Origin of the sequence: Sulfurovum sp. NBC37-1 (assembly GCF_000010345.1) — a bacterium.
In the GTDB taxonomy this organism is placed as follows: domain Bacteria; phylum Campylobacterota; class Campylobacteria; order Campylobacterales; family Sulfurovaceae; genus Sulfurovum.
The window spans coordinates 387,197-406,556 of sequence record NC_009663.1 but is presented as its reverse complement, the minus strand read 5'-3'; the positions used below and the strand labels follow the sequence as shown (position 1 = coordinate 406,556).

Annotated in this window: 21 protein-coding genes; 10 read left to right on the top strand and 11 right to left on the bottom strand. The window is 46.6% G+C overall.

The genetic code is table 11. The features are described 5' to 3' along the window. Window position 1 precedes the first annotated feature (1 nt). The 6 genes from SUN_RS02065 to yajC form a co-directional block, all read right to left on the bottom strand. A complete protein-coding gene (locus SUN_RS02065) occupies window positions 2–1,171 on the bottom strand; it encodes a MalY/PatB family protein (RefSeq protein ID WP_232501345.1) in 1,170 nt (389 codons plus the stop codon). Beyond that, window positions 1,156–3,273, bottom strand: a complete 2,118-nt coding sequence (gene ovoA, locus SUN_RS02060) for a 5-histidylcysteine sulfoxide synthase (protein ID WP_011980090.1) — start codon at window positions 3,271–3,273, stop codon at window positions 1,156–1,158. Before ovoA ends, SUN_RS02065 begins: the two co-directional genes overlap by 16 nt. Before the next feature lie 21 nt (window positions 3,274–3,294). After that, window positions 3,295–3,633, bottom strand: coding sequence for a DUF6394 family protein (locus SUN_RS02055; protein ID WP_011980089.1), 339 nt, complete (start codon window positions 3,631–3,633; stop codon window positions 3,295–3,297). Between the two features lie 92 nt (window positions 3,634–3,725). Continuing rightward, window positions 3,726–4,697, bottom strand: coding sequence for a protein translocase subunit SecF (secF, locus tag SUN_RS02050; protein ID WP_011980088.1), 972 nt, complete (start codon window positions 4,695–4,697; stop codon window positions 3,726–3,728). Next, the gene (gene secD / locus SUN_RS02045; RefSeq protein ID WP_011980087.1) at window positions 4,697–6,277 is read right to left on the bottom strand and encodes a protein translocase subunit SecD; all 1,581 of its coding nucleotides are present in this window, start codon (window positions 6,275–6,277) and stop codon (window positions 4,697–4,699) included. Before secD ends, secF begins: the two co-directional genes overlap by 1 nt. Beyond that, on the bottom strand, window positions 6,264–6,554 hold the full coding sequence (gene yajC, locus SUN_RS02040; RefSeq protein ID WP_011980086.1) for a preprotein translocase subunit YajC: 291 nt from the start codon (window positions 6,552–6,554) through the stop codon (window positions 6,264–6,266). The genes secD and yajC overlap by 14 nt, the downstream gene beginning before the upstream one ends. Before the next feature lie 10 nt (window positions 6,555–6,564). On the opposite strand from yajC, the gene SUN_RS02035 reads away from it, so the two are divergent. The 7 genes from SUN_RS02035 to SUN_RS02005 are packed head-to-tail and all read left to right on the top strand — an operon-like array spanning window position 6,565 to window position 11,904. Then, window positions 6,565–7,866 carry an apolipoprotein N-acyltransferase gene (locus SUN_RS02035; RefSeq protein WP_011980085.1) on the top strand — a complete coding sequence of 434 codons (1,302 nt, stop codon included), beginning with the start codon at window positions 6,565–6,567 and terminating at the stop codon, window positions 7,864–7,866. Then, window positions 7,863–8,243, top strand: a complete 381-nt coding sequence (gene yidD / locus SUN_RS02030) for a membrane protein insertion efficiency factor YidD (protein WP_255322720.1) — start codon at window positions 7,863–7,865, stop codon at window positions 8,241–8,243. Before SUN_RS02035 ends, yidD begins: the two co-directional genes overlap by 4 nt. Beyond that, entirely contained in the window at window positions 8,218–9,240 is a 1,023-nt protein-coding gene (gene pyrC, locus SUN_RS02025; RefSeq protein WP_011980083.1) for a dihydroorotase, read from the top strand. Before yidD ends, pyrC begins: the two co-directional genes overlap by 26 nt. After that, a complete protein-coding gene (locus SUN_RS02020; RefSeq protein ID WP_011980082.1) occupies window positions 9,233–9,877 on the top strand; it encodes a carbonic anhydrase in 645 nt (214 codons plus the stop codon). The genes pyrC and SUN_RS02020 overlap by 8 nt, the downstream gene beginning before the upstream one ends. A 39-nt stretch (window positions 9,878–9,916) precedes the next feature. After that, window positions 9,917–10,837 (top strand): cysteine synthase A, encoded by a 921-nt coding sequence (cysK, locus tag SUN_RS02015; RefSeq protein ID WP_011980081.1) that lies wholly within the window; start codon window positions 9,917–9,919, stop codon window positions 10,835–10,837. 17 nt (window positions 10,838–10,854) lie between these two features. Then, complete coding sequence (locus SUN_RS02010) at window positions 10,855–11,445, top strand: aminotransferase class IV family protein (RefSeq protein ID WP_011980080.1); 591 nt, start codon at window positions 10,855–10,857, stop codon at window positions 11,443–11,445. Window positions 11,446–11,451: 6 nt separating this feature from the next. After that, window positions 11,452–11,904, top strand: coding sequence for a hypothetical protein (locus SUN_RS02005; RefSeq protein ID WP_232501344.1), 453 nt, complete (start codon window positions 11,452–11,454; stop codon window positions 11,902–11,904). A 14-nt stretch (window positions 11,905–11,918) separates the two neighbouring features. Here SUN_RS02005 and SUN_RS02000 read toward each other — a convergent pair whose 3' ends face one another. Beyond that, window positions 11,919–12,821, bottom strand: a complete 903-nt coding sequence (locus SUN_RS02000; RefSeq protein WP_011980078.1) for a LysR family transcriptional regulator — start codon at window positions 12,819–12,821, stop codon at window positions 11,919–11,921. A gap of 220 nt (window positions 12,822–13,041) precedes the next feature. On the opposite strand from SUN_RS02000, the gene SUN_RS01995 reads away from it, so the two are divergent. Further along, window positions 13,042–15,108 carry an ATP-dependent helicase gene (locus SUN_RS01995; RefSeq protein WP_011980077.1) on the top strand — a complete coding sequence of 689 codons (2,067 nt, stop codon included), beginning with the start codon at window positions 13,042–13,044 and terminating at the stop codon, window positions 15,106–15,108. A 4-nt stretch (window positions 15,109–15,112) separates the two neighbouring features. Next, entirely contained in the window at window positions 15,113–15,946 is an 834-nt protein-coding gene (gene truB / locus SUN_RS01990) for a tRNA pseudouridine(55) synthase TruB (protein WP_011980076.1), read from the top strand. 13 nt (window positions 15,947–15,959) lie between these two features. On the opposite strand, the gene SUN_RS12915 is transcribed toward truB, so the two are convergent. Beyond that, window positions 15,960–16,583: a ferredoxin-thioredoxin reductase catalytic domain-containing protein gene (locus tag SUN_RS12915; protein WP_011980075.1), complete on the bottom strand. Its 624-nt coding sequence runs from the start codon at window positions 16,581–16,583 to the stop codon at window positions 15,960–15,962. Window positions 16,584–16,862: 279 nt separating this feature from the next. Between SUN_RS12915 and SUN_RS01980 the strand changes: the two genes are divergently transcribed. Further along, on the top strand, window positions 16,863–17,630 hold the full coding sequence (locus tag SUN_RS01980; RefSeq protein ID WP_011980074.1) for a 4-(cytidine 5'-diphospho)-2-C-methyl-D-erythritol kinase: 768 nt from the start codon (window positions 16,863–16,865) through the stop codon (window positions 17,628–17,630). On the opposite strand, the gene SUN_RS01975 is transcribed toward SUN_RS01980, so the two are convergent. The 3 genes from SUN_RS01975 to SUN_RS01965 form a co-directional block, all read right to left on the bottom strand. Then, entirely contained in the window at window positions 17,627–18,202 is a 576-nt protein-coding gene (locus SUN_RS01975) for a hypothetical protein (RefSeq protein ID WP_011980073.1), read from the bottom strand. The genes SUN_RS01980 and SUN_RS01975 overlap by 4 nt on opposite strands. An 87-nt stretch (window positions 18,203–18,289) precedes the next feature. Then, window positions 18,290–18,715 carry an Hsp20/alpha crystallin family protein gene (locus SUN_RS01970; protein ID WP_011980072.1) on the bottom strand — a complete coding sequence of 142 codons (426 nt, stop codon included), beginning with the start codon at window positions 18,713–18,715 and terminating at the stop codon, window positions 18,290–18,292. Window positions 18,716–18,848: 133 nt separating this feature from the next. Next, window positions 18,849–19,286: an Hsp20/alpha crystallin family protein gene (locus tag SUN_RS01965; protein WP_011980071.1), complete on the bottom strand. Its 438-nt coding sequence runs from the start codon at window positions 19,284–19,286 to the stop codon at window positions 18,849–18,851. Window positions 19,287–19,360: the final 74 nt, after the last annotated feature.

Below are 19,360 nucleotides of genomic sequence, written 5' to 3'. Positions count from 1 at the left end.
CTCACTTCTTTTCCCTGTAGGCTTTTTCTAATCTCTCCATCGCTTCCTGCAAAACTTCTCTGGATGTCGCTATGTTCAGACGCATGAAACCGTCTCCGCATTCTCCAAAACTCTTTCCGTCATTGAGACCGAGTTTGGCTTTCTGAATGAAGAATTGTACCAAATTTTCATGAGTCATTCCCATCGCCCGGCAGTCAAGCCACATCAGAAAGGTCGCTTCGGTCTCTACGGGGACAATAAGAATCTGATGTTTTTTCAAATACTCTTTGACAAAATCGATATTTCCCTGCAAATATTCTTTCAAAGCCTTGAGCCATGCTTCGCCTTCCTCGTAGGCGCTCATTAATGCTTCTATGCCGAACGGGTTGCCGTTGGTAATGCCCGACCTGTCCTGCTCGAGTCTATAAGCTCTTCGCATACGGGCATCGGGGATGATGGCAAAAGAGGTATTCAGACCTGCAACATTGAAGGTTTTGGAAGGTGCATTGAGTATGACACAATACTTCCGGATCTTTTCGAAACTGCCCAGCGCATGATGTGTTTTCCGATATACCATATCGGCATGGATCTCATCCGAAACGATCAGGACTTCATTCTCAATACAAATATCAATGATCTGCTCAAGTTCGGACCTGTCCCATGCTCGTCCCGTAGGGTTGTGCGGAGAGCAGAGCAGGAAAAGTTTTGCTTCTTTCGCTTTTGCTTCAAAATTTGCAAAATCGATCCTGTATTTTCCATCCTGATATACCAAAGTGTTCTCAAGCACTTTGCGTTTCCGGTGTTTCACCGAAGAGACAAAAGGCGGGTAGATAGGTGTCTGAATAAGAATGCTGTCTCCCGCCTTCGTATAGGCTTCAATGGCAAAGTTCATAGAGGGAACGACCCCATAGCACGGTACGATCCATTCCCGCGCTATCCGCCATTCGTACGCCCTTTCATACCAGCTTTCTATCGCTTCATAATAGCGTTCCGGGTAGACCGTATAGCCGTAAAGAGGATGCTTCGCTCTTTTGACCAGTGCTTCCTGTACACAGGCCGGAGAAGCAAGGTCCATGTCTGCTACCCACAGAGGCAGGAGATCATCTGTACCGAACTTCTTGACCGCATCTTCATACTTGGTCGTATAGGTACCGCTTCTGTCAACGGCTTCGAACATCATTTCTTTTCCCATACGGTCATCTCGGCAATGGTATGCTGGTGTTTTCTTGCTGTCTCCTGAATGACAAAGGGAACATCCCTTCTGTCTATCAGTTTGAAGTCTTTCTCCAGTATCTCTTTAAGTCCCTCAAAGGTGGTCACATTTTCTCCGTCTTTTTTGTATCCTCCTATCCACTTCTCTTTGGGCGTGGATTCTTCCTGCCAGGTATAGGGAGAAGTCAGAACGAACAGGCCTCCCTCATTTAAACGCGGCGCGATAGAATTGAGGAATTTTTTCGGGTCGTACAGCCGGTCCAGCAGATTCCCCGCAAAGATCAGGTCGAAGTCATCGAAAATTGGTTTGAGGTTGCAGGCATCCGCCTGCCAAAAATCGACCTTCTGCCGTTCTTTGTCCAGACCAAGCTGTGCAAGCGATACTTCATGGAATGATTCCAGTTCACCCTCTGCAGGCATCACATAACGCAGCGTGCCACTCTCTTTGAGTTTCTCTGCCTCCTGTATGAATCGTGCTGAGAAGTCCACCCCGATCACTTCATCGAAGTAGCGTGCCAGTTCAAAAGTACTTCTTCCAATAGCACAACCAATATCAAAGGCACGTCTTCTGGGTCTGTCCTGCATATGTTCAACGATCAGTGCAGCACATTTGGCAGGGTAGTTCTTCACTCCCAGCCTATTCTCCCCCCAGCCGAAATGGCAATATTGCGAAATGATTCTGTCGGTCGTGTACGGGTTTGTCGTCACCTTCTCTTCGTAGCGGCTCTCGACATAACGGAAACCTGCATGCTGATAGAAGTGTCTCCGAAATGCATAGCGGCTCTTCTCCAGTGCCAGATTGCCGCAGCTGATCCACGAACCGCCTTTGATGAGATTGTGTTTCCCGTCAAAAGTCGGTACAGTAAAATCATCATAGACCGGATGTACCTCAAATCCTTCGTAAGGATAGATCGGCGTACGGCTCCACTGCCATACATTCCCTATGACATCGTAAAATCCGTTATGCTCATACCGGTCGACCGGTACGGAAGAGGCGGCAGCCCTCAGGTCAATATTTCCCGGTACCGAAGTACTGGAAGACCATTTGGCATACCCGGGTACCTTCGTAACGGTCCGCAGACGCATATACTCATCTTCCGTAGGAAGAGTGATATTCCTGCCCTCTTTTTCTCCCAGCCACCGGCAAAAGGCTTCCGCTTCCAGACAGTTTACCTCTACCGGCCAGTTCATCGGCAGAGGGATCTCCGAGAGCATGGTACGCAGACGGTAACCGCTTGTCTGGCTCTTGTCTTTTATCCAGAAAAGAGGATGCTTCGCTTTCATATAACCTTTCCAGGCAACACCCTCTTCACTCCAGAGGGCATCATTCTCATAGCCGCCAGCCTTTACGAACTCCAGATACTCGGCATGGGAAACAAGGTATCTGGAAGCTTTGAATGCGGGGATATCCGCCTGGTGGTGGCCGTATTCGTTGTCCCATCCGAAATAGGCGGCATCTTTTCCTTTACCGAGAAGCACCCTGCCGCCTGCTACATCAAGCAACTCGTTCTCCGGTGCTTCACCGGATGCTTCACAAGTGTTCCAAAGTTCCGTTTCCTGTAGCATTTCAAGAGGAAGCTGACGTATCAGAACGGAAGAAGTCTCCAGATGGATATTCTCATGCTCGACCCCCATCAGAATCACCCACCAGGGCGAATCCTGTGTAATGGGCAGTGTCAAAGGAAGGGTGTCGATCAGTTCGGAAACCAGGGTATAGACCTCCTCCCTGTATGCCTGTGTATGTGAAAGGGTCGGCCAGTTGTAGTGTTGTTCATTGAGATCGTCCCAGCTCATTTCATCCACTCCGACCGCGAAGATGGATTCCAGTCCGGCATCGATGCGTTCGTCAATGATCTTGGCAAGTTTGAGTTTGTTGATGAAGAATGTAGCGGTATGGCCGTAATAAAAAATGATCGGGTGGCGGAGAGGATCCGCCTTGATGAAGTAAGCCTCTTCTTTGGCTACAGTTTCAAAAAGTGATTCGTATCGTTTAAAGCAGTGTTGAAAATAGTGTTTGATCTCAGAGCGTTTCAGCTCACTGTCATCCCCTGTAAGTGCCGGCATCTGAATTACAAGTTCCATATACCGATCCCCGACATGTTCTTAAAAATCGGCTTTCTCTTTCGCACTCTCGATCATGGAAACGAATATCGTATAGAGATTGGCGATCACAGCACCAATGACCAGGCCGACAGCTATCTTGTCGTTATCATAGAACTGCAGGGCAAAGAACGCCGGTATCAGGTGAAGGTCAGCGACCAGTGAGCCGGCCAGGAGTTCCGCAGAAAGGATATTTCGCACTCCGATCTTCAGAATGGTCGAGACCACATTCACCGAACCGGCGATAAAGAGTGCTACCGTTGAATTCTCGTACAAGAACGCCGCCGATGTCGTCAGTGACATCAGCGTAAAAAAGATATAAAAAACCTTGCCCCATTGCATTATTCTGCTCCTTTAAAAAAGCTTTTCGTTAAGAAAAGCATACCATAACTCTCTACTCTTAATGCTTCAGGCCTAAAAGTGCTATGCCGCTTTTAGACCGTCCCCTGCTCGTACATGGCACGCATTTTCTCTTTCTCTTTCTCTCTTTTGAGCTTTTCCGCCTCTTTCTCTCTAAAGTTGGAAACATCGAATCCAAGCCACATCAGGATCGGAGACGCCACAAATATCGATGAGTAGGTACCCACAACAATACCGACAAGAAGCGTAAATCCAAATCCGTGAATGATCTCACCTCCAAACATCCATAATGTAAAGACAACGAAGAAAGTCGTCAGTGAAGTCAGTGTCGTTCTTGAGAGTGTCTGCGTGACCGACTCGTCGATGATCGATGCAAGATCAGGTTTTTTAATCGTCCTGATCCCTTCACGGATACGGTCAAAGACGATGATCGTATCGTTCAGGGAGTACCCCAGAATGGTCAGGAGCGCTGCAAGGGTATCGAGATTCACCTCGATGCCGAAAAGCACTACCGCTCCCATAGCAATGGTAACATCGTGTATCAAAGCCATGACCGATGCCACGGCGAATCGCCACTCGAACCTGAATGAGACATAGATGAGAATACCGAGGATCGCAAGGAACATGGACATGAGCCCTTTTTCACGAAGTTCGGAACCGACTTTGGCACCGACCATATCCACCCTTCTTACTTCGAACTTGCCTGTACCTTTCAGGAGCTGCGTCATTTTGTCACTGAGATCTTCACCCAGTGCTTTCGAACTCATTTTCGTACGGATCACGACTTCGTCGTCACTGCCGAAGTAGGTCACGGTCGCGCTTTCATAATTCTTGTCGACACTGATGGCTTTACGCACCTTCTCAATGGGGGCTTTGCCCTCGTATTTCACCTGTACGAGCGTACCGCCCGCAAAGTCTATCCCGTAGTTGAATCCTTTGGTGAGGATGAGTCCCAGTGAAAGGATCACAACCACCACGGAAAGAATACCGAAACGTTTGCTTTGGCTCATCAAGGAGAGCGGTTTTTTCAGTCTGAACAGTTCCATTATTTTGCCCCCTCAGTTTTAATACCGAACCAGAAGTTCAATCTCTCTTTGCGCATTTTCGGAAGCAGCCACTGGTAGATACCGTGTGTTCCGACGATCGCTGTCAGCATCGAAGCAAGGATACCGATACTCATCGTAAGGGCGAAACCTTTAATGGCTCCCGTACCGTAGGCATAGAGTACGACCGCTGCGATCAGCGTGGTCACGTTGGCATCCAGAATGGCCGTAAAGGCATTGTCATAACCGTCTTCTATCGCTTTGGCTATGGACTTCCCTTCATGCAGTAGTTCACGGATACGCTCGTTGATAATAACGTTCGCATCCACCGCCATACCGACCGTCAGGACGATACCCGCCATACCCGGCAGTGTCAGTGTCGCACCAAAGAGCGACATGATCGCGAGGATCAGGAAGAGGTTCCCTACGAGGGCCACATTTGCGATGACTCCTGCCATACTGTAGTAGATCACCATAAAGGCGATGACCAGAATGAAACCGAGTGCCAATGCTATAGAGCTTGCCTTGATGCTGTCTGCACCAAGGCTTGGGCCGACTGAACGCTTCTCCATCACAAAGACCGGAGCGAGCAAAGCCCCGGAACGCAGTGCGATCGCGATATCGTGTGCCTCTTCAAGCTTGAAGTTACCCGAGATCTGCACATGCCCGCCACCGATCCTCTCACGGATCACAGGTGCCGAATAGACCTTATTGTCCAGCACGACGGCCATACGTTTCCCCACCGCTTTGGCAGTGAAGTCACCGAATATCTTGGCACCCTGTCCATTGAGTGAGAAATTGATCACTGGCATATTACTTTTGTCGAAGCCCACTTTGGCATCGGTCAGCATCGAACCGTCAAGTACAGGGATCTGTCGAAGCAGATACTTTTCGTTGGTATTGACATCCTTGAGGATCACATCACCATAACTCTTTGCTTCAGCAGCGCTCATGGTCGACACTCTTGCTGCACGGTCTTCATCCACAGCCATCAGCTGCAGGTGTGCCGCTCTGGCGATGAGTTCACGGATACGCTGCTCGTCTGCCTGTGTCTTGATACCCGGCACTTCAACCAGAATCTTGTCTTCACCCTGTTTCGCCACTGTCGGCTCGGCCAGGCCAAACTCATTCAGCCTGTTCCTGATGGTATCGACCGCCTGCTTGATGGCATTCTGTTTGGTCCTTGCCATCTCTTCGGGTGTCATTTGAACAGTGAATTTCATACCGTTCTGGTTTATAACGATCCCCGGGATCTCTTTTTTCAAAAGTGCGGTCGCCTTGGCCACATCGTCACTGTCAAGCAGTTCGAAAGTCACCTTGTCACCGTCAACCATACGAAGGTCGTCAAAAATGATCTCTTCATCGTCAAAAATATATTTGACCGTTCCGGCTATCGATTTTGTACGGGATGCGATGGCAACATCGCTTTTGATCCCAAGGAGCATATGAAGTCCGCCCTGCAGGTCAAGCCCAAGGGTGATCTTCTTCCCGCTCTCGCTCTGGGTGAGGGAAGGAATGGAGAATACCACACCGAAGATCAGTGCGAAAATAAAGAGTATAACTCTGAAATTAAGCGTTTTCATTACCTGTTTCAACCTTTTTTGCCACATATGCTTTGTCGAGTTTTACAACAGTGTCATCATTTAGTTTGATTTTGATAAAATCTTCTTCAACTTTAACGATAGTAGCAATAAGCCCGCCACTGGTAACGATCTTGTCACCTTTTTCAAGGCTTGTAAGCATCTCTTTGTGTGCTTTGACCTGCTTTTGCTGTGGTCTGATGATCAAAAAATAGAAAATTGCGAATAAGATGATAAGCGGTAGAAACGAACCTATCATGCTTCCTTGTTCTGCTCCCATAGGAATCCTTTTGAGTAAATTGAGAAATTTTCGTAGACATTTTAGCACCTTTGTACTAACAAGAGGCTTGACCACCGCTCTTCTCGGTTCCGCCTTCATCTACCTTGATCACTGGGGATTTTCCCTCTTCTGGCTCAATTCGATTTTGGGGATTTCTTTTCTCTATTTGCTCCTCTCCGCCGACAGAACCATTTGGCCGGTCACGGGGTTTTTCATTGGTATTTTCTGGTTCTGGTGGATCGCCCTGAGCTTCAACCACTACCACATGCCCTGGGCTGTTCCGATCGTTGTGATTGTCACGGGACTGCTTTATGGCACGCTCTTTTGGGCCATTGCTTTTCTGGCAGAAAAAATCCCAACTATCAATAAAAGTGTTGCAATGCAACTCAAACCGACACTCTTCACTCTGAGCCTGAAAGCCCTCGGCCTTTTGGGACTAAGCTACATCCACCCTTTCGGCTTCGACTGGTTCAAGCCCGAACTGATCTTCGTTGAAAGCTATTTCGGTATACAGAAGTGGCAATTTGCGATTATCCTTGCCGGTATTGTATTGACGTTATGGAAAAAACAGTATGTCTATCTGTTTCTTGTACTTTTCGCCTGGCAGCCTCTGTCCACAACAGCAATAAATCTTCCTCAAGATATTCGCATTGTCACGACATACACCAGCGTGGAAGAGAAATGGGACAAAACCTTGCATCCTCAACAGTTCAATACCCTGTTTACCGCCATCGATAAAGCTATAGATGAGAACAAAAGTCTGGTGATCCTGCCCGAATCGGTCTTTCCGGTATTCCTCAAACGCTCGGCATCTTTGATGCAGGCACTCGAACAAAGGTCGGGAAAGATATCTATCGTTGCAGGCGGACTTTACTGGGACGGCAAAACCCCCAGAAACTCCACCTATATCTTTACCGACAGCACGGTCCGGATCGCCAACAAGGTCCTGCTGGTCCCTTTTGGAGAGAGCAACCCCCTGCCCGACTTTCTCAGTGACTGGGTCAATAAAGTCTTTTATGACGGAGCCGTGGACTACAAGGCAGACAGCAACGTAACCGACTACACCGTCAACGACATAACCTATAGAAACGCTATCTGTTTTGAAGCGACTTCTGAAAAACTTTATGAAGGGCGACCCAGGAATATGATCGTTCTCAGCAACAACGGCTGGTTCACCCCATCCATTGAGCCAACTTTGCAGAAACTGCTGTTACAATACTACAGCAGAAAATACGGTACCACTATCTATCATGCTGTCAATATGGCAGAGTCATACATCGTACAGAACGGACGGACAAGGAGTATTCCATAGCAAACAGCAGACCAAAAAACAGCAAATTCTGGACGGCTCCGATCAGGGGGTATCAGTACATTTCCAAAATGCTTCCGGCAAACTGCCGCTACTATCCTACCTGTTCCGAGTATGCCAAGTGGCAGTTCGAATTCAATGCCCCCCATAAGGCATTGACGGCCAGTACCCTGCGCGTTTTGAGATGCAACCAGCTTTTCCCCGGGGGCATAGACTATCCGGTCGTTACATTTGCACCCCCAAAACCCGATGCTTTACGCAACCTTAATGCTTTTTGTGGCAAAATGAAAATTATCTACTGGTTCGTTCCCAAAGATGAAACCCGTTCGCAATATTACGTCATAAAGGATTTTGATGCCATCAACAACAGTGAGACTTGATGCCCCGTTAGATATGCACCTGCACCTCAGAGACGGTGAGATGCTCAGCAATATTGCCAAAGAGAGCGCCCATACCTTCAGCGGTGCCGTCATCATGCCCAATCTCGTACCGCCTGTCAGTAGTGAAGAAGAGATCGTTGCCTATAGAGAGCGTATTATGGAAGCTGTAGGCGAGGAAAGATTCACCCCCTACATGACACTCTTTTTCAAACCTGATTATGATAGAAAATTTCTTGAATCCCTCAGAGAAGAACTTACGGCTATCAAACTATACCCTGCCGGGATCACGACCAATTCCGAAGGGGGTGTAAGCGGTTTTGACGTAGAGGAGTTGCGGCCAACGCTTGAAGCGATGAGCGATCTGAATATCCCATTGTGCATTCACGGAGAGACCAATGGTTTCGTTATGGACCGGGAGATGGAGTTCGTCTCCATTTACGAAAAACTCGCTGCTGCGTTCCCGAAACTCAAGATCATCATGGAGCATATCACGACCAAGGAGAGCGTAGAGGCGCTTGAGAGGTTTGACAACCTCTATGCCACGATCACCTTACACCACCTTCTCATTACCCTCGATGACGTAGCAGGAGGCATGCTGCAGCCGCATCTCTTCTGCAAACCCATCGCCAAGCGTCCCGAGGACAGGGAAGCACTGCTGAACGTTGCGCTGAAAGCCCATCCCAAAGTGATGTTCGGCTCAGATTCCGCACCGCACCCAAAACATGCCAAAGAGGCTTGCGGCTGTGCGGCAGGTGTCTTTACCGCACCCATTGCCCTGCAGGTACTCACCGAACTTTTTGAAACACATGATGCACTTGACAACCTGCAGGCATTCATTTCGGGAAATGCCCAAAGTATCTACGGTATAAGCCCGGTTGCAAAAGAAGTCATTCTGGAGAAAAAACCTTTCATAGTTCCGGCAGACTACAATGACGTAGTCCCCATGTATGCAGGAGAAACATTAGCCTATTCCATCAAAGAAGTCAAACATGGATAACCGTCTCAAAGAGTTTGAAACAGGGCATGAAGCCTTCAGAAAGATCGCTTTCAACAAAAGCAAAGAGCGTTTCCGAAAACTGGTCGATGAAGGGCAGAATCCCAAAGCCCTTTTCATAGGCTGCAGTGACTCCAGGGTCATGCCTGCCATGATCACCAGCTCCAGACCGGGAGACCTCTTCATTGTCAGAAATATCGGCAACTTCGTAGCTCCCTTCAACCCTGATGCCGATTTCCATGCAACGGCCTCTGCTATAGAATATGCCGTGAGCATTCTGGAAGTCTCCGACATCATTGTCTGCGGACATTCGGACTGCGGTGCCATTTCGGCACTCTACAAAGATATCAAACAGACACCGGAGAATATCCATACTATCAAATGGCTCGAACTGGGACAGGAAGCGAAGAAAGTGGCCCTCCTTGCCCATCGGGACAGCACAAAAGAAGTTTTGCAGCGCTACACGGAAAAGATCTCCGTTGTCTTCCAGCTTGACAACCTTCTTAGCTATCCCGGTGTCAAAAAACGTGTCGAGGAAGGAACCCTTTTCCTCCATGGCTGGCATTACAACATCGAAAATGGAGAGATCGTCTATTATGACGATGAAAATTTCGAGTTCAAGTCATTAAGCCAAAAGTAATAATGTCGTATAATATTATATGATAAATCAGGAGATTAAATGATCGCGAACAATATTGAAGAACTCATAGGCAACACTCCGCTTGTAAAGATCAATTCCCTTTCGGAAAAAACGGGTGCAACGATCCTTGGAAAATGTGAATTCATGAATCCTACCTCTTCGGTCAAAGACAGGATTGCATTCAATATGATCAATCAGGCCATGAAGCAAGGCCATATCACCCAAGAAAGTACGATCATCGAACCTACCAGCGGAAATACCGGCATCGGTCTGGCCGCGATCTGTGCAGCCAGGGGCTTGAAACTGATCCTCACCATGCCTGACTCCATGAGTATCGAGAGGCGAAAGCTGTTGACCTACCTTGGGGCTGAACTGGTATTGACCCCTGCGGCGAACGGGATGAACGGTGCTATTGACAAAGCCCTTTCTCTGGAAAAAGAGATCGATGACGCCATCGTTCTGCAGCAGTTCAGCAACAAGGACAATCCGGATATTCACAGAAAGACCACAGCAAAGGAGATCCTTCACGATACGGAAGGAAAGGTCGATATATTTGTCGCCGCTGTAGGTACAGGCGGGACACTGACCGGAACTTCGGAAGTTCTCAAGGCGGAGATCCCCTTGCTTGAAGCCATTGCAGTCGAGCCTGAAAACTCTGCCGTCCTTTCAGGCAGACCTGCAGGCGCCCATAAAATACAGGGGATCGGTGCAGGCTTCATTCCGGAAATACTCAACACACATATCTACAACGAGGTTGTTTCTGTCAGCAATGAAGATGCATTCAATATGGCACAAAAAGTGGCAAGAGAAGAAGGTCTTCTGGTCGGTATTTCGTCAGGGGCAAATCTCTATGCCGCCTCTCTTGTCGCTTCACGGCCACAGAACAAAGGTAAAACGATCGTAACCATTCTCTGCGACACTGCAGAACGCTATCTCTCTACAGAGTTATTCGACATTTAACTGGTATCGCAACGAATATGCACCCTGCTTCCCCTCTTCTCCTTGAAACCATTAAAATAGAAGAGGGGGAAGTCTTTAACCTTCCCTACCATCAGGCACGGCTTGACCACAGCAGAAGCACCCTCTTTAATGCCGAAGACCCCCTTTCACTTTCCAAGATCATAGAAGCACCCCAAAAGGGTCTCTACCGATGCCGCATCCTTTACGATACCCAACTGCATTCCATTGAGTACATTCCCTATGTACCCAAAAAGATCACTACACTCAGGATCATCCCCTCAAACATTGAGTATGCCCACAAATATGCCGACAGGGAGGCTTTCGATACCCTCCTGAGAATGAACAGTAATGTCGATGAGATCATCATTGAAAAAGAGGGGTTGCTGACCGATACCACTATCTCCAATATCGCTTTTTATGATGGGGGAAAGTGGGTCACCCCCGTAAAACCTCTGCTTCAGGGGACTATGAGAAGCAAACTGATCGATGAAGGGTTTTTAGCAACAGCAGATATTACGAAAGAAGCATTGCACAAGTACACACATGTAGCTTTAATCAATGCTATGATAGGATTTAAAATTCTAAACCACTATGATATACGAACTTAAAGGGATATGATGACAATGAACCTTTTCCAGACACCCCAGTACAGAACACTGATGAAAGACCATATTGCCAAAACGATCATCTATCTTTTTGAAAAGAACCAGGAGTTCGCCATCGCCTGTGAAACGGAATATATCACATTCGAGCCTGAACTACCCTCCGACATCAGGGAAAGTTTCAATGAGACCGTACTTTTCGTCATAAGCGGCTATACATATGAAAGTGCTAAAGTCGATGATGAGTATTTTGTATTTGAAGCGGGGTTCGGAAGCGAGAATTTCGGATCAACCGTGCAGGTACCGCTGCTTGCGATCAAACAGCTTTTCGTGGGAGAGCATCCCATCGTTATCAATCTTGCTGATCCGGTGATACCACAAAAGCAGGCAGACAAAACAAAGAATTCCATGGAAGCCCTGCTCAACAATCCCGAGAATAAAAAACTTCTCAAGAAGAAGCAGTAACGCTTCTTCGATCCCTAGCAGCGGCCTGCAAGGATGTAATCTACCACATTATCCACATAGGCATTGTGTTTGTTCTCTTTTGAGTATACTATGTAGAATTTGCGTGTCATAGTATACCCTCTGATTCTCGCTTCAAAGAGTTCACCGTTAGCTACTTCATCTGCGATGGCATGCCTTGAAATAATGGAAACCACAGGTTTATCCGTACTTTTCTTACTTTTCTTGATCGTTTGAAGTACCGCTGTTGTATTACTCACTTCGGAGACCACATCAAAACTTTTACAGGAGACACCGAGGTCTTCAAATACCTCTGAGACGACCTTTCTGGTATGCGAAGTCTCTTCACGGCAGACCCATCTGTAATTATAAAGCTCTTCAGTTTTAAGTATCTTCGGGATCGGCACATTACTGACAACGACCAATTCGTCTTCAATCCATTCTCTGTAGATCACATCGCTGTCCATCACAGGAGATTCGATCAGACCGACATCAAGTTTTCTCTCTTTGAGTTTTTCAATGATATTCGCACTCATATCGATACTGAGGTTGACATCGTTGTTGATAGCCTGACTCATGGCATTGAGACACTCTCCGGGAATAACATAGGTTCCGATGGTATAGGAAGCACCCAGTCTGAACGTCATCTCTTTGTTGATGATCTTCAAAATATCTTTTTCCGCCGCATGGATCTCTTTTTCAAGTCTTGTAGCGATCTTGTAGAGCTCATCACCTTCAGGGGTCAATTTGATACCGTTCTTTTTTCTTTCAATAACCTTGACCGCCAGATATTTCTCAATGAATTTGATCTGCTGTGTCACTGCCGGCTGGGAGATACCCAGTTTTGCCGATGCTTTTGAAAAACTTCTTTCACGGGCTACCGTGAGGAATGTTTCGAGTTTTACAAAATCCTTTAACATTATCTGTCCTTATTGTATTAATTTATTCATTTAATTATTTATAAATGAATTATAACGCAGTTTCCTTAAAATACATAAGCTGGACTTATTAATATTATATTAACTTTAAAAATGCTTTTTTGTTAACTTACTGACATCAGGCATACGCTATAGGACACATATATCATGATTAAAGATAAAACGATATAATATATACTATATATAGGAGAGTAACGACCCAATGGAACAGATATCGAACGAACTCAATCCCTCACAGCGTGAAGCGGTAGAACATATAGACGGTGCTATGCTCATACTTGCAGGTGCCGGCAGCGGGAAGACCAAAACACTCACTGCCAGACTTGCCTACCTTGTCGGAGAGGTCGGCATCGATCCTGCAAATACCCTGACATTGACCTTTACCAACAAGGCGGCTGCAGAAATGCGTGAACGTGCTCTCAAACTGATGCCGACAAAGGTCTCCTACCCTCCGCTTTTGTGTACATTCCATAAATTCGGCCTGCTCTTTCTCAAATTCCATATCGAAAAGCTGGGGAGAAGCAATAACTTCGTGATCATCGACAGCGATGACAAAAAAAGGCTGTTACGTTCCATTGCCAAAGAGCTGAAGATCGACCTGAACCTCTCTTTTATTGCCTCTGAGATCTCCAAATACAAGAACTCACTGCTCACCCCTGAGGTGGTCATTCAAAAAGCGGAACTTCCCGATTACAAGAAAGTCGCCAGGATCTACGAACAGTATCAGGCAAACATCGAAGAAAATAACCTGGTCGATTTTGATGATCTCCTGATGCTGACATACAGGATCCTCGATGAGAATGAAGAACTCAGACGTGAGACCAGCAACCGCTACAAGTACATCATGGTGGACGAATACCAGGATACCAATGAGCTGCAGTTCCGCCTGCTTGAACATCTCTGTTCCGAACACAACAACCTCTGTGTGGTAGGAGATGACGACCAGAGTATCTACGGCTGGAGGGGTGCGAACATAAGAAATATTCTTGAATTCGCAGATCATTTTGAAAATACGAAAACAGTCAAACTCGAAACGAACTACCGTTCCACAGAGCCCATTCTGAAAGCGGCCAATGCACTCATCGAACACAATTCTACCAGGCTGGGGAAGAAGCTTGTTTCACATAAAGGAGAAGGCAAAGAGATCAAACTGCTGCACTCACTGGATGAGTCTATGGAAGCTAAAGCCATTGCCCACGAGATACATGAGCTCATCGATTCCGGCGTGGACCCTGACGAGATCGCCGTACTATACCGTATCAATGCACTTTCACGCTCACTTGAAGAGGGCTTTACCAAAGAGGGACTTGCCTTTAAACTCATTGGCGGCATGCGCTTCTATGAACGTGCGGAGATCAAAGACATCATCTCTTATTTCAGGGTATTGACGAACCCCCATGATGACTTCTCTCTTATCCGCATCATCAACAAGCCGAAACGCGGTATAGGAAAAGCTTCCATTGAGAAACTGCAAAAAGCTGCGTTCGATTCCCATCTTTCACTCTATGAATATATCGAACAGAGTAGCAACGGGAAACTTCCGAATGTGGTCAGTAAAAAAGTATCGGCCGCACTGGCAAACCTGCTGGAGGACATAGAGGTACTGCGTGAAGAGATGCAGACCTCCCTGGGCAACTTCATCACTCTCTTTGAAGAACGCATCAAACTCAAAGACCATTATGCCGCTATGGTGGACGGCTTCGACCGCATTCTGAACATCGATGAGTTCTACGGCTACTTCCGTGACGCTGTCATCAAGAACCCAGACCTTACACTCGAAGAGTTCCTCAATGACATCTCCCTGCAGAGCGACCAGGACCAGATAGAAGAGAATGCCATCACCATCATGAGCATCCATGCCGCCAAAGGACTGGAGTTCGAACATCTCTTCGTCATCGGGCTTGAAGAGGAGTTCTTCCCACTGCTCGGTGAAGGCAGCAACATGGAAGAGGAGCGTCGTCTGGGATATGTCGCCATCACCCGGGCCAAGTCCGACCTGACACTATGTTACGTCGACAGCCGATTCTACAAAGGCCGCAGAAAGATGATAGACAAAAGCCGTTTCCTCGGAGAAGCAGGCCTCATCCAGGATGCCTCGCTCAAGATCACCAAACAGGCCGCGTTCAAAAAAGGCGATCTCGTCAAACACAAGATCTTCGGTATCGGACGGGTCCAGGCTGCGACCAAATCGGGCAAAGAGTATAAACTGCTCATCAATTTCGGCGGGAACAAGAAAGAGATATTGAGTTCTTTTGTGCAGTCGATCTGATTTAATGAACAGATTATTCGTCGTCAACAAACCCATTTTCCGCACTTCCAACGGCTATATGGGATATGTCAAAAGAAAATACAACACAAAAAAAGTGGGGTTTTCCGGTACGCTGGACCCTTTTGCCACGGGTTGTCTAATCGTAGCCACCGGACAGTACACCAAACTCTTCCAATACCTCAACAAAACACCTAAAAGCTATAAAGCGACTTTATGGCTGGGCGCAAACTCTCCCAGTCTCGATATCGAAAAAGTGGATTCCATTCGTGAGGTAGCACCTTTTTCTCAGAAAACTATAGAAGAGGTATTGCAATCATTCAAAGGGGAGTTAACTTACTATCCCCCCAGGTTCTCGGCAAAAAAGGTCAACGGAAAGCGGGCCTATGAACTGGCACGTGAAGGGAAAGAGATAGACCTCAAGCAGATCACCTCTACCATTTATGAGATCACGCTGATCAACTATAACCATCCTTTCATACATTTTGAAGCCACGGTCAGCGAAGGCACCTACATCCGGAGTCTCGGAGCTCTCATCGCCGACAGGCTCAGGGTCGATGCAACACTCTCTTCTTTACACCGTATCCATGAAGGACAGTTCCATTATGAAAATGAAAAAGCACTTGACCCTTTTACACATCTGGCCATCCCTTCCAATATATACACGGGTGATGAAGCGTATCTGGAGCTGGGGAAAAAACTCTCTGTCGATTATTTTGAGGCCAAAGAAAATGGTATCTACCTCATAGAGACTTCAAACTTTTTCTCCATTATTGAAATCGTTGGGGAAGCAGTGAAATACAGATTTAACCGCATACCCAAATTTGAGGATACACCCTGATTGCAGGCAGCCATTAAGCTCTTAATATAAGTTCCGCCTCGATAAATCCATCTTTTTGTTCCCATGAACACCTATACCCTCTGTACTGGGCGATTTTTTCCAGATTGAGTGCCTCCTGCTCGCGCTCAACGATCACTATAAGCGTATTCCCTTTGTAGCCGTTGAGTACCGCTTTGACCTGATGCATCATATCGGGTACCGGTAATCCGCGTCGATGGTCCAGTGGCATACCGCGGGTGTCGAGTACACCGTTTTTAAGGTTCTTTGGTACCTGATACTCTTCCATCAGACGCTTGGACGAAGCCTTCCACTCTGCCTTGCTCAGATCTGCCGGTCCGAAAAGAGCACAGTGGCAGGTACCGTACTCTTTGATCTCATCTTCGACATAGTCGCACGGGCACATCATCTTCTTGTCCAGTTCCTTATCTCCAGACGGTTCGAAACAAGGGCAGTAACGCTTGCCGAATGTCTCTTCCATTTCACATAGGTTGCTTTTGAGGTTGGTAGCCATCATCCAACTGGGATTGATGGTGTAGCCGTTCTGTTCACAGTACTTTTCCATCCAGCGCTGCTGTTTCTTGGCGGGTTCTTTGTATTTGAAATAGTCTTTAAAAAATCCGATCATCATATTGATCATTGGTTTTTCCTTGTAGTAATATAATTTTTTTTTGGGGGGGGACTAAAAGTAGGAAGATACTCTCCCTTAAGCAAAACGTCAAAATTTTTCTCTAAATTATTCCTCATTGTTTTCAGATTGTACCAGATTATTCCAAGAAATATATTTGTTTCCGGCCATTTGGTGTTTATATCCACAGACAGGGCTCACATTTTGTCTAACACTATAAAACAATGACTTAAAAGTCTCTCCATGCTATAATCATTCCCAACACTAAAAACTCATCTCCCAAGGTCCTACATGTACAGCATCAATGCCCACGCAAAAGTTAACATTTTCCTCAAAATTACCGGCCATGAGAACGGCTATCATACCCTGCTCTCCCGCTTCATGCGCGTGGATGACCTTTACGATACCATCACTCTTGTTCCCGGAACATTTGACAGTTTTACACTGGAAGGATGTAAAGGGGTGCCTCTACATTTCAATACGATATACAAAGCGTATGAAGCACTGCTCGAACCCTTCCCGAAACTTGAAGATTTCTTCAAGTCGCATAAAGTCGTGGTGGAAAAATCCATCCCCTCACAGGCGGGGCTTGGCGGAGGCAGCTCTGATGCAGGGGCGTTCATGCGTCTTATAAATTCGCTTTCACAGAATCCTCTCAGTACCGATGCACTGGCTAAACTGGGCAGCAGCATCGGGGCGGATGTTCCCTTTTTTGTCTACAACTATCCCAGTGCCAATGTACGCGGTTTTGGAGAGATCGTCGAGCCATTCAGGGAAACACCCCTCAAACTGGAGCTTTTTACACCCGATATCGGATGTGACACAGCCAAAGTCTACCAAACCTACCACAAGTACCTCTTGCGAACTTTGGACCCAAAATCCTTCTTCGGATGGGAAAACATGGATTCAGGAACACTCCTACAGCTCATTGCAGACCCCGTCGCCCTCAATGACCTCTATCCTGCAGCACTTTCCACCTGCCCCGCACTGGAAAAACTCGATACCAAAGGGTGGTTCTTCAGCGGTAGCGGCAGTACGTTCTTTCGAGTGAAGGATTAGGTCGCGTTCGCGATGATCTGATCTCTGATCTCTTTGGCCGTATGACCACTCTCTTCATCCAGTTCACCGACCAGATCAGCGCGTATATAGACCGTCAGCTTTGCCAGGGCTTCTGAGAGAATGTCTTCATCTTTCATGCTTACATGCCTGTCTTCTGCGATCATTTTATTGAAAATATCCAGAAAATGTTCATACTCTTCCAGTACGGCAGGTGAAGCAAAGATGGCGAGTCGGTGCGTGTGGAACTTCAAACGTATCAGGTCATCGGCAGTGATGTCTTTGTGGATCACCATCTCTTCGATGGTATCGATGAGCTTCTCATAGGTCTCGGTTTTCAGCTCGATGAACTTGATGCTCTGCTCTTTCTCCAGCTCCACGGAAGTCTGCTTGTTCAGCAGGAGTGCCGTGATCAGAATGGTCGCCAGTGTCCCCAGGACTATCAGAATGATCTCCTGTGTAAAAGGCATCTTGTCACTCATATGATAGGCAAGACGAAGAAAGAAATAGCCTCCAATAAAGACAACCGCACTCATCAGCATCATTACTTTGTTGTTTTCAAACCATTTTTGCATCTGTAATTGTCCTTATGGGAGAGTAGTGTAGAGAGTATAGTACATCTTAGCTGATGATAGGGTGGGAGAACAGTCTCCCTAAGCCTATCACTTTACGCTAATGCTTTTCGCTTTTCTGGATTCCTCTTTTTCAAGGGTGATGTAGAGTCTTCCGTCTTCATATTTGGCATCCACTTTGTCTTTGTCGATGCCTTCCGGCAGTACGAACGAACGTGAGATAAGGCCGAAATTGCTCTCACAGAGATAATAATCCTCTTTCTTCACTTCATTCTTCATTTTGCGCGTCGCCTTAACTGTCAGTATATTATCTTCCACTTTCAACTCGATATCCTTCTTGTCAACCCCGGGAAGATCGATCTCGATACGGAAAGTATCACTCCCTTTTTTGGCAAGGTTGGCAAAAGGAAGATGGCTGGCCACATTGGCAAAACTCTCTTTTGCAACTTCAAGTCCGTGCTCCACTTTCTCTTCAACTGTATTGGCTACATCTTTTGCTGTTTTTACTACATCCATTGTTGGCTCCTTTCTCTTTTTCTTTCTTTTTTTATTCAGTTTCATTGTTTTTTAAACTATGCGACAAGCGATGCACCGTCCCCGAAGGGGTGGCTTTGCCATTTGCATCGTGCCGGAGTGTAGTTTAAAAAACTTATTTGATCTCTATTTTCTTAGGTTTTTTCTCTTCTTCTTTGAGTTTTGGAATGACCACTTCAAGCACACCGTCTTTGGATTCGGCATGAATGTTCTCTATATCCACTTTTTCCGGAAGCGTGAAACTTCTCGAGAATTTCCCATAGGCACTCTCTACTTTGTAGTAGTCTTCCTCTTTGACCTCATCCTTCATCTTTCTCTCACCGGAAATGGTCAGGACATTGTCTTCTGTGGTGATCTCGATATCTTCTTTCTTGATACCGGGAAGGTCAATCTCTACATGGTAGGCATCCTCACCCTCTCTTGTATTCACTCTCGGTACAAAAGAGGCGATCGCCCCCTCTTCTCGTGCTACATCGAAATTCTGCACTAAAGAATTGAACAGATCGAAACTTTTTTTCACTTCATTATATGGGTTGTATTTTGTTACTAACATTTTTGACTCCTTTATGCTTCATACTTTTAGTCTCTTTGACTAAATCTAAATGAATTATAAAGGGTATAGTGGAG

What these genes read in the sequence shown, in the direction of transcription:
- SUN_RS02065 (WP_232501345.1), bottom strand. Translation starts at nt 1,171, where the DNA reads ATGGGAAAAGAAATGATGTTCGAAGCCGTTGACAGAAGCGGTACCTAT.
- ovoA (WP_011980090.1), bottom strand. Translation starts at nt 3,273, where the DNA reads ATGGAACTTGTAATTCAGATGCCGGCACTTACAGGGGATGACAGTGAG.
- SUN_RS02055 (WP_011980089.1), bottom strand. Translation starts at nt 3,633, where the DNA reads ATGCAATGGGGCAAGGTTTTTTATATCTTTTTTACGCTGATGTCACTG.
- secF (WP_011980088.1), bottom strand. Translation starts at nt 4,697, where the DNA reads ATGGAACTGTTCAGACTGAAAAAACCGCTCTCCTTGATGAGCCAAAGC.
- secD (WP_011980087.1), bottom strand. Translation starts at nt 6,277, where the DNA reads ATGAAAACGCTTAATTTCAGAGTTATACTCTTTATTTTCGCACTGATC.
- yajC (WP_011980086.1), bottom strand. Translation starts at nt 6,554, where the DNA reads ATGGGAGCAGAACAAGGAAGCATGATAGGTTCGTTTCTACCGCTTATC.
- pyrC (WP_011980083.1), top strand. Translation starts at nt 8,218, where the DNA reads ATGCCATCAACAACAGTGAGACTTGATGCCCCGTTAGATATGCACCTG.
- SUN_RS02020 (WP_011980082.1), top strand. Translation starts at nt 9,233, where the DNA reads ATGGATAACCGTCTCAAAGAGTTTGAAACAGGGCATGAAGCCTTCAGA.
- cysK (WP_011980081.1), top strand. Translation starts at nt 9,917, where the DNA reads ATGATCGCGAACAATATTGAAGAACTCATAGGCAACACTCCGCTTGTA.
- SUN_RS02010 (WP_011980080.1), top strand. Translation starts at nt 10,855, where the DNA reads ATGCACCCTGCTTCCCCTCTTCTCCTTGAAACCATTAAAATAGAAGAG.
- SUN_RS02005 (WP_232501344.1), top strand. Translation starts at nt 11,452, where the DNA reads ATGATGACAATGAACCTTTTCCAGACACCCCAGTACAGAACACTGATG.
- SUN_RS02000 (WP_011980078.1), bottom strand. Translation starts at nt 12,821, where the DNA reads ATGTTAAAGGATTTTGTAAAACTCGAAACATTCCTCACGGTAGCCCGT.
- SUN_RS01995 (WP_011980077.1), top strand. Translation starts at nt 13,042, where the DNA reads ATGGAACAGATATCGAACGAACTCAATCCCTCACAGCGTGAAGCGGTA.
- truB (WP_011980076.1), top strand. Translation starts at nt 15,113, where the DNA reads ATGAACAGATTATTCGTCGTCAACAAACCCATTTTCCGCACTTCCAAC.
- SUN_RS12915 (WP_011980075.1), bottom strand. Translation starts at nt 16,583, where the DNA reads ATGATCAATATGATGATCGGATTTTTTAAAGACTATTTCAAATACAAA.
- SUN_RS01980 (WP_011980074.1), top strand. Translation starts at nt 16,863, where the DNA reads ATGTACAGCATCAATGCCCACGCAAAAGTTAACATTTTCCTCAAAATT.
- SUN_RS01975 (WP_011980073.1), bottom strand. Translation starts at nt 18,202, where the DNA reads ATGCAAAAATGGTTTGAAAACAACAAAGTAATGATGCTGATGAGTGCG.
- SUN_RS01970 (WP_011980072.1), bottom strand. Translation starts at nt 18,715, where the DNA reads ATGGATGTAGTAAAAACAGCAAAAGATGTAGCCAATACAGTTGAAGAG.
- SUN_RS01965 (WP_011980071.1), bottom strand. Translation starts at nt 19,286, where the DNA reads ATGTTAGTAACAAAATACAACCCATATAATGAAGTGAAAAAAAGTTTC.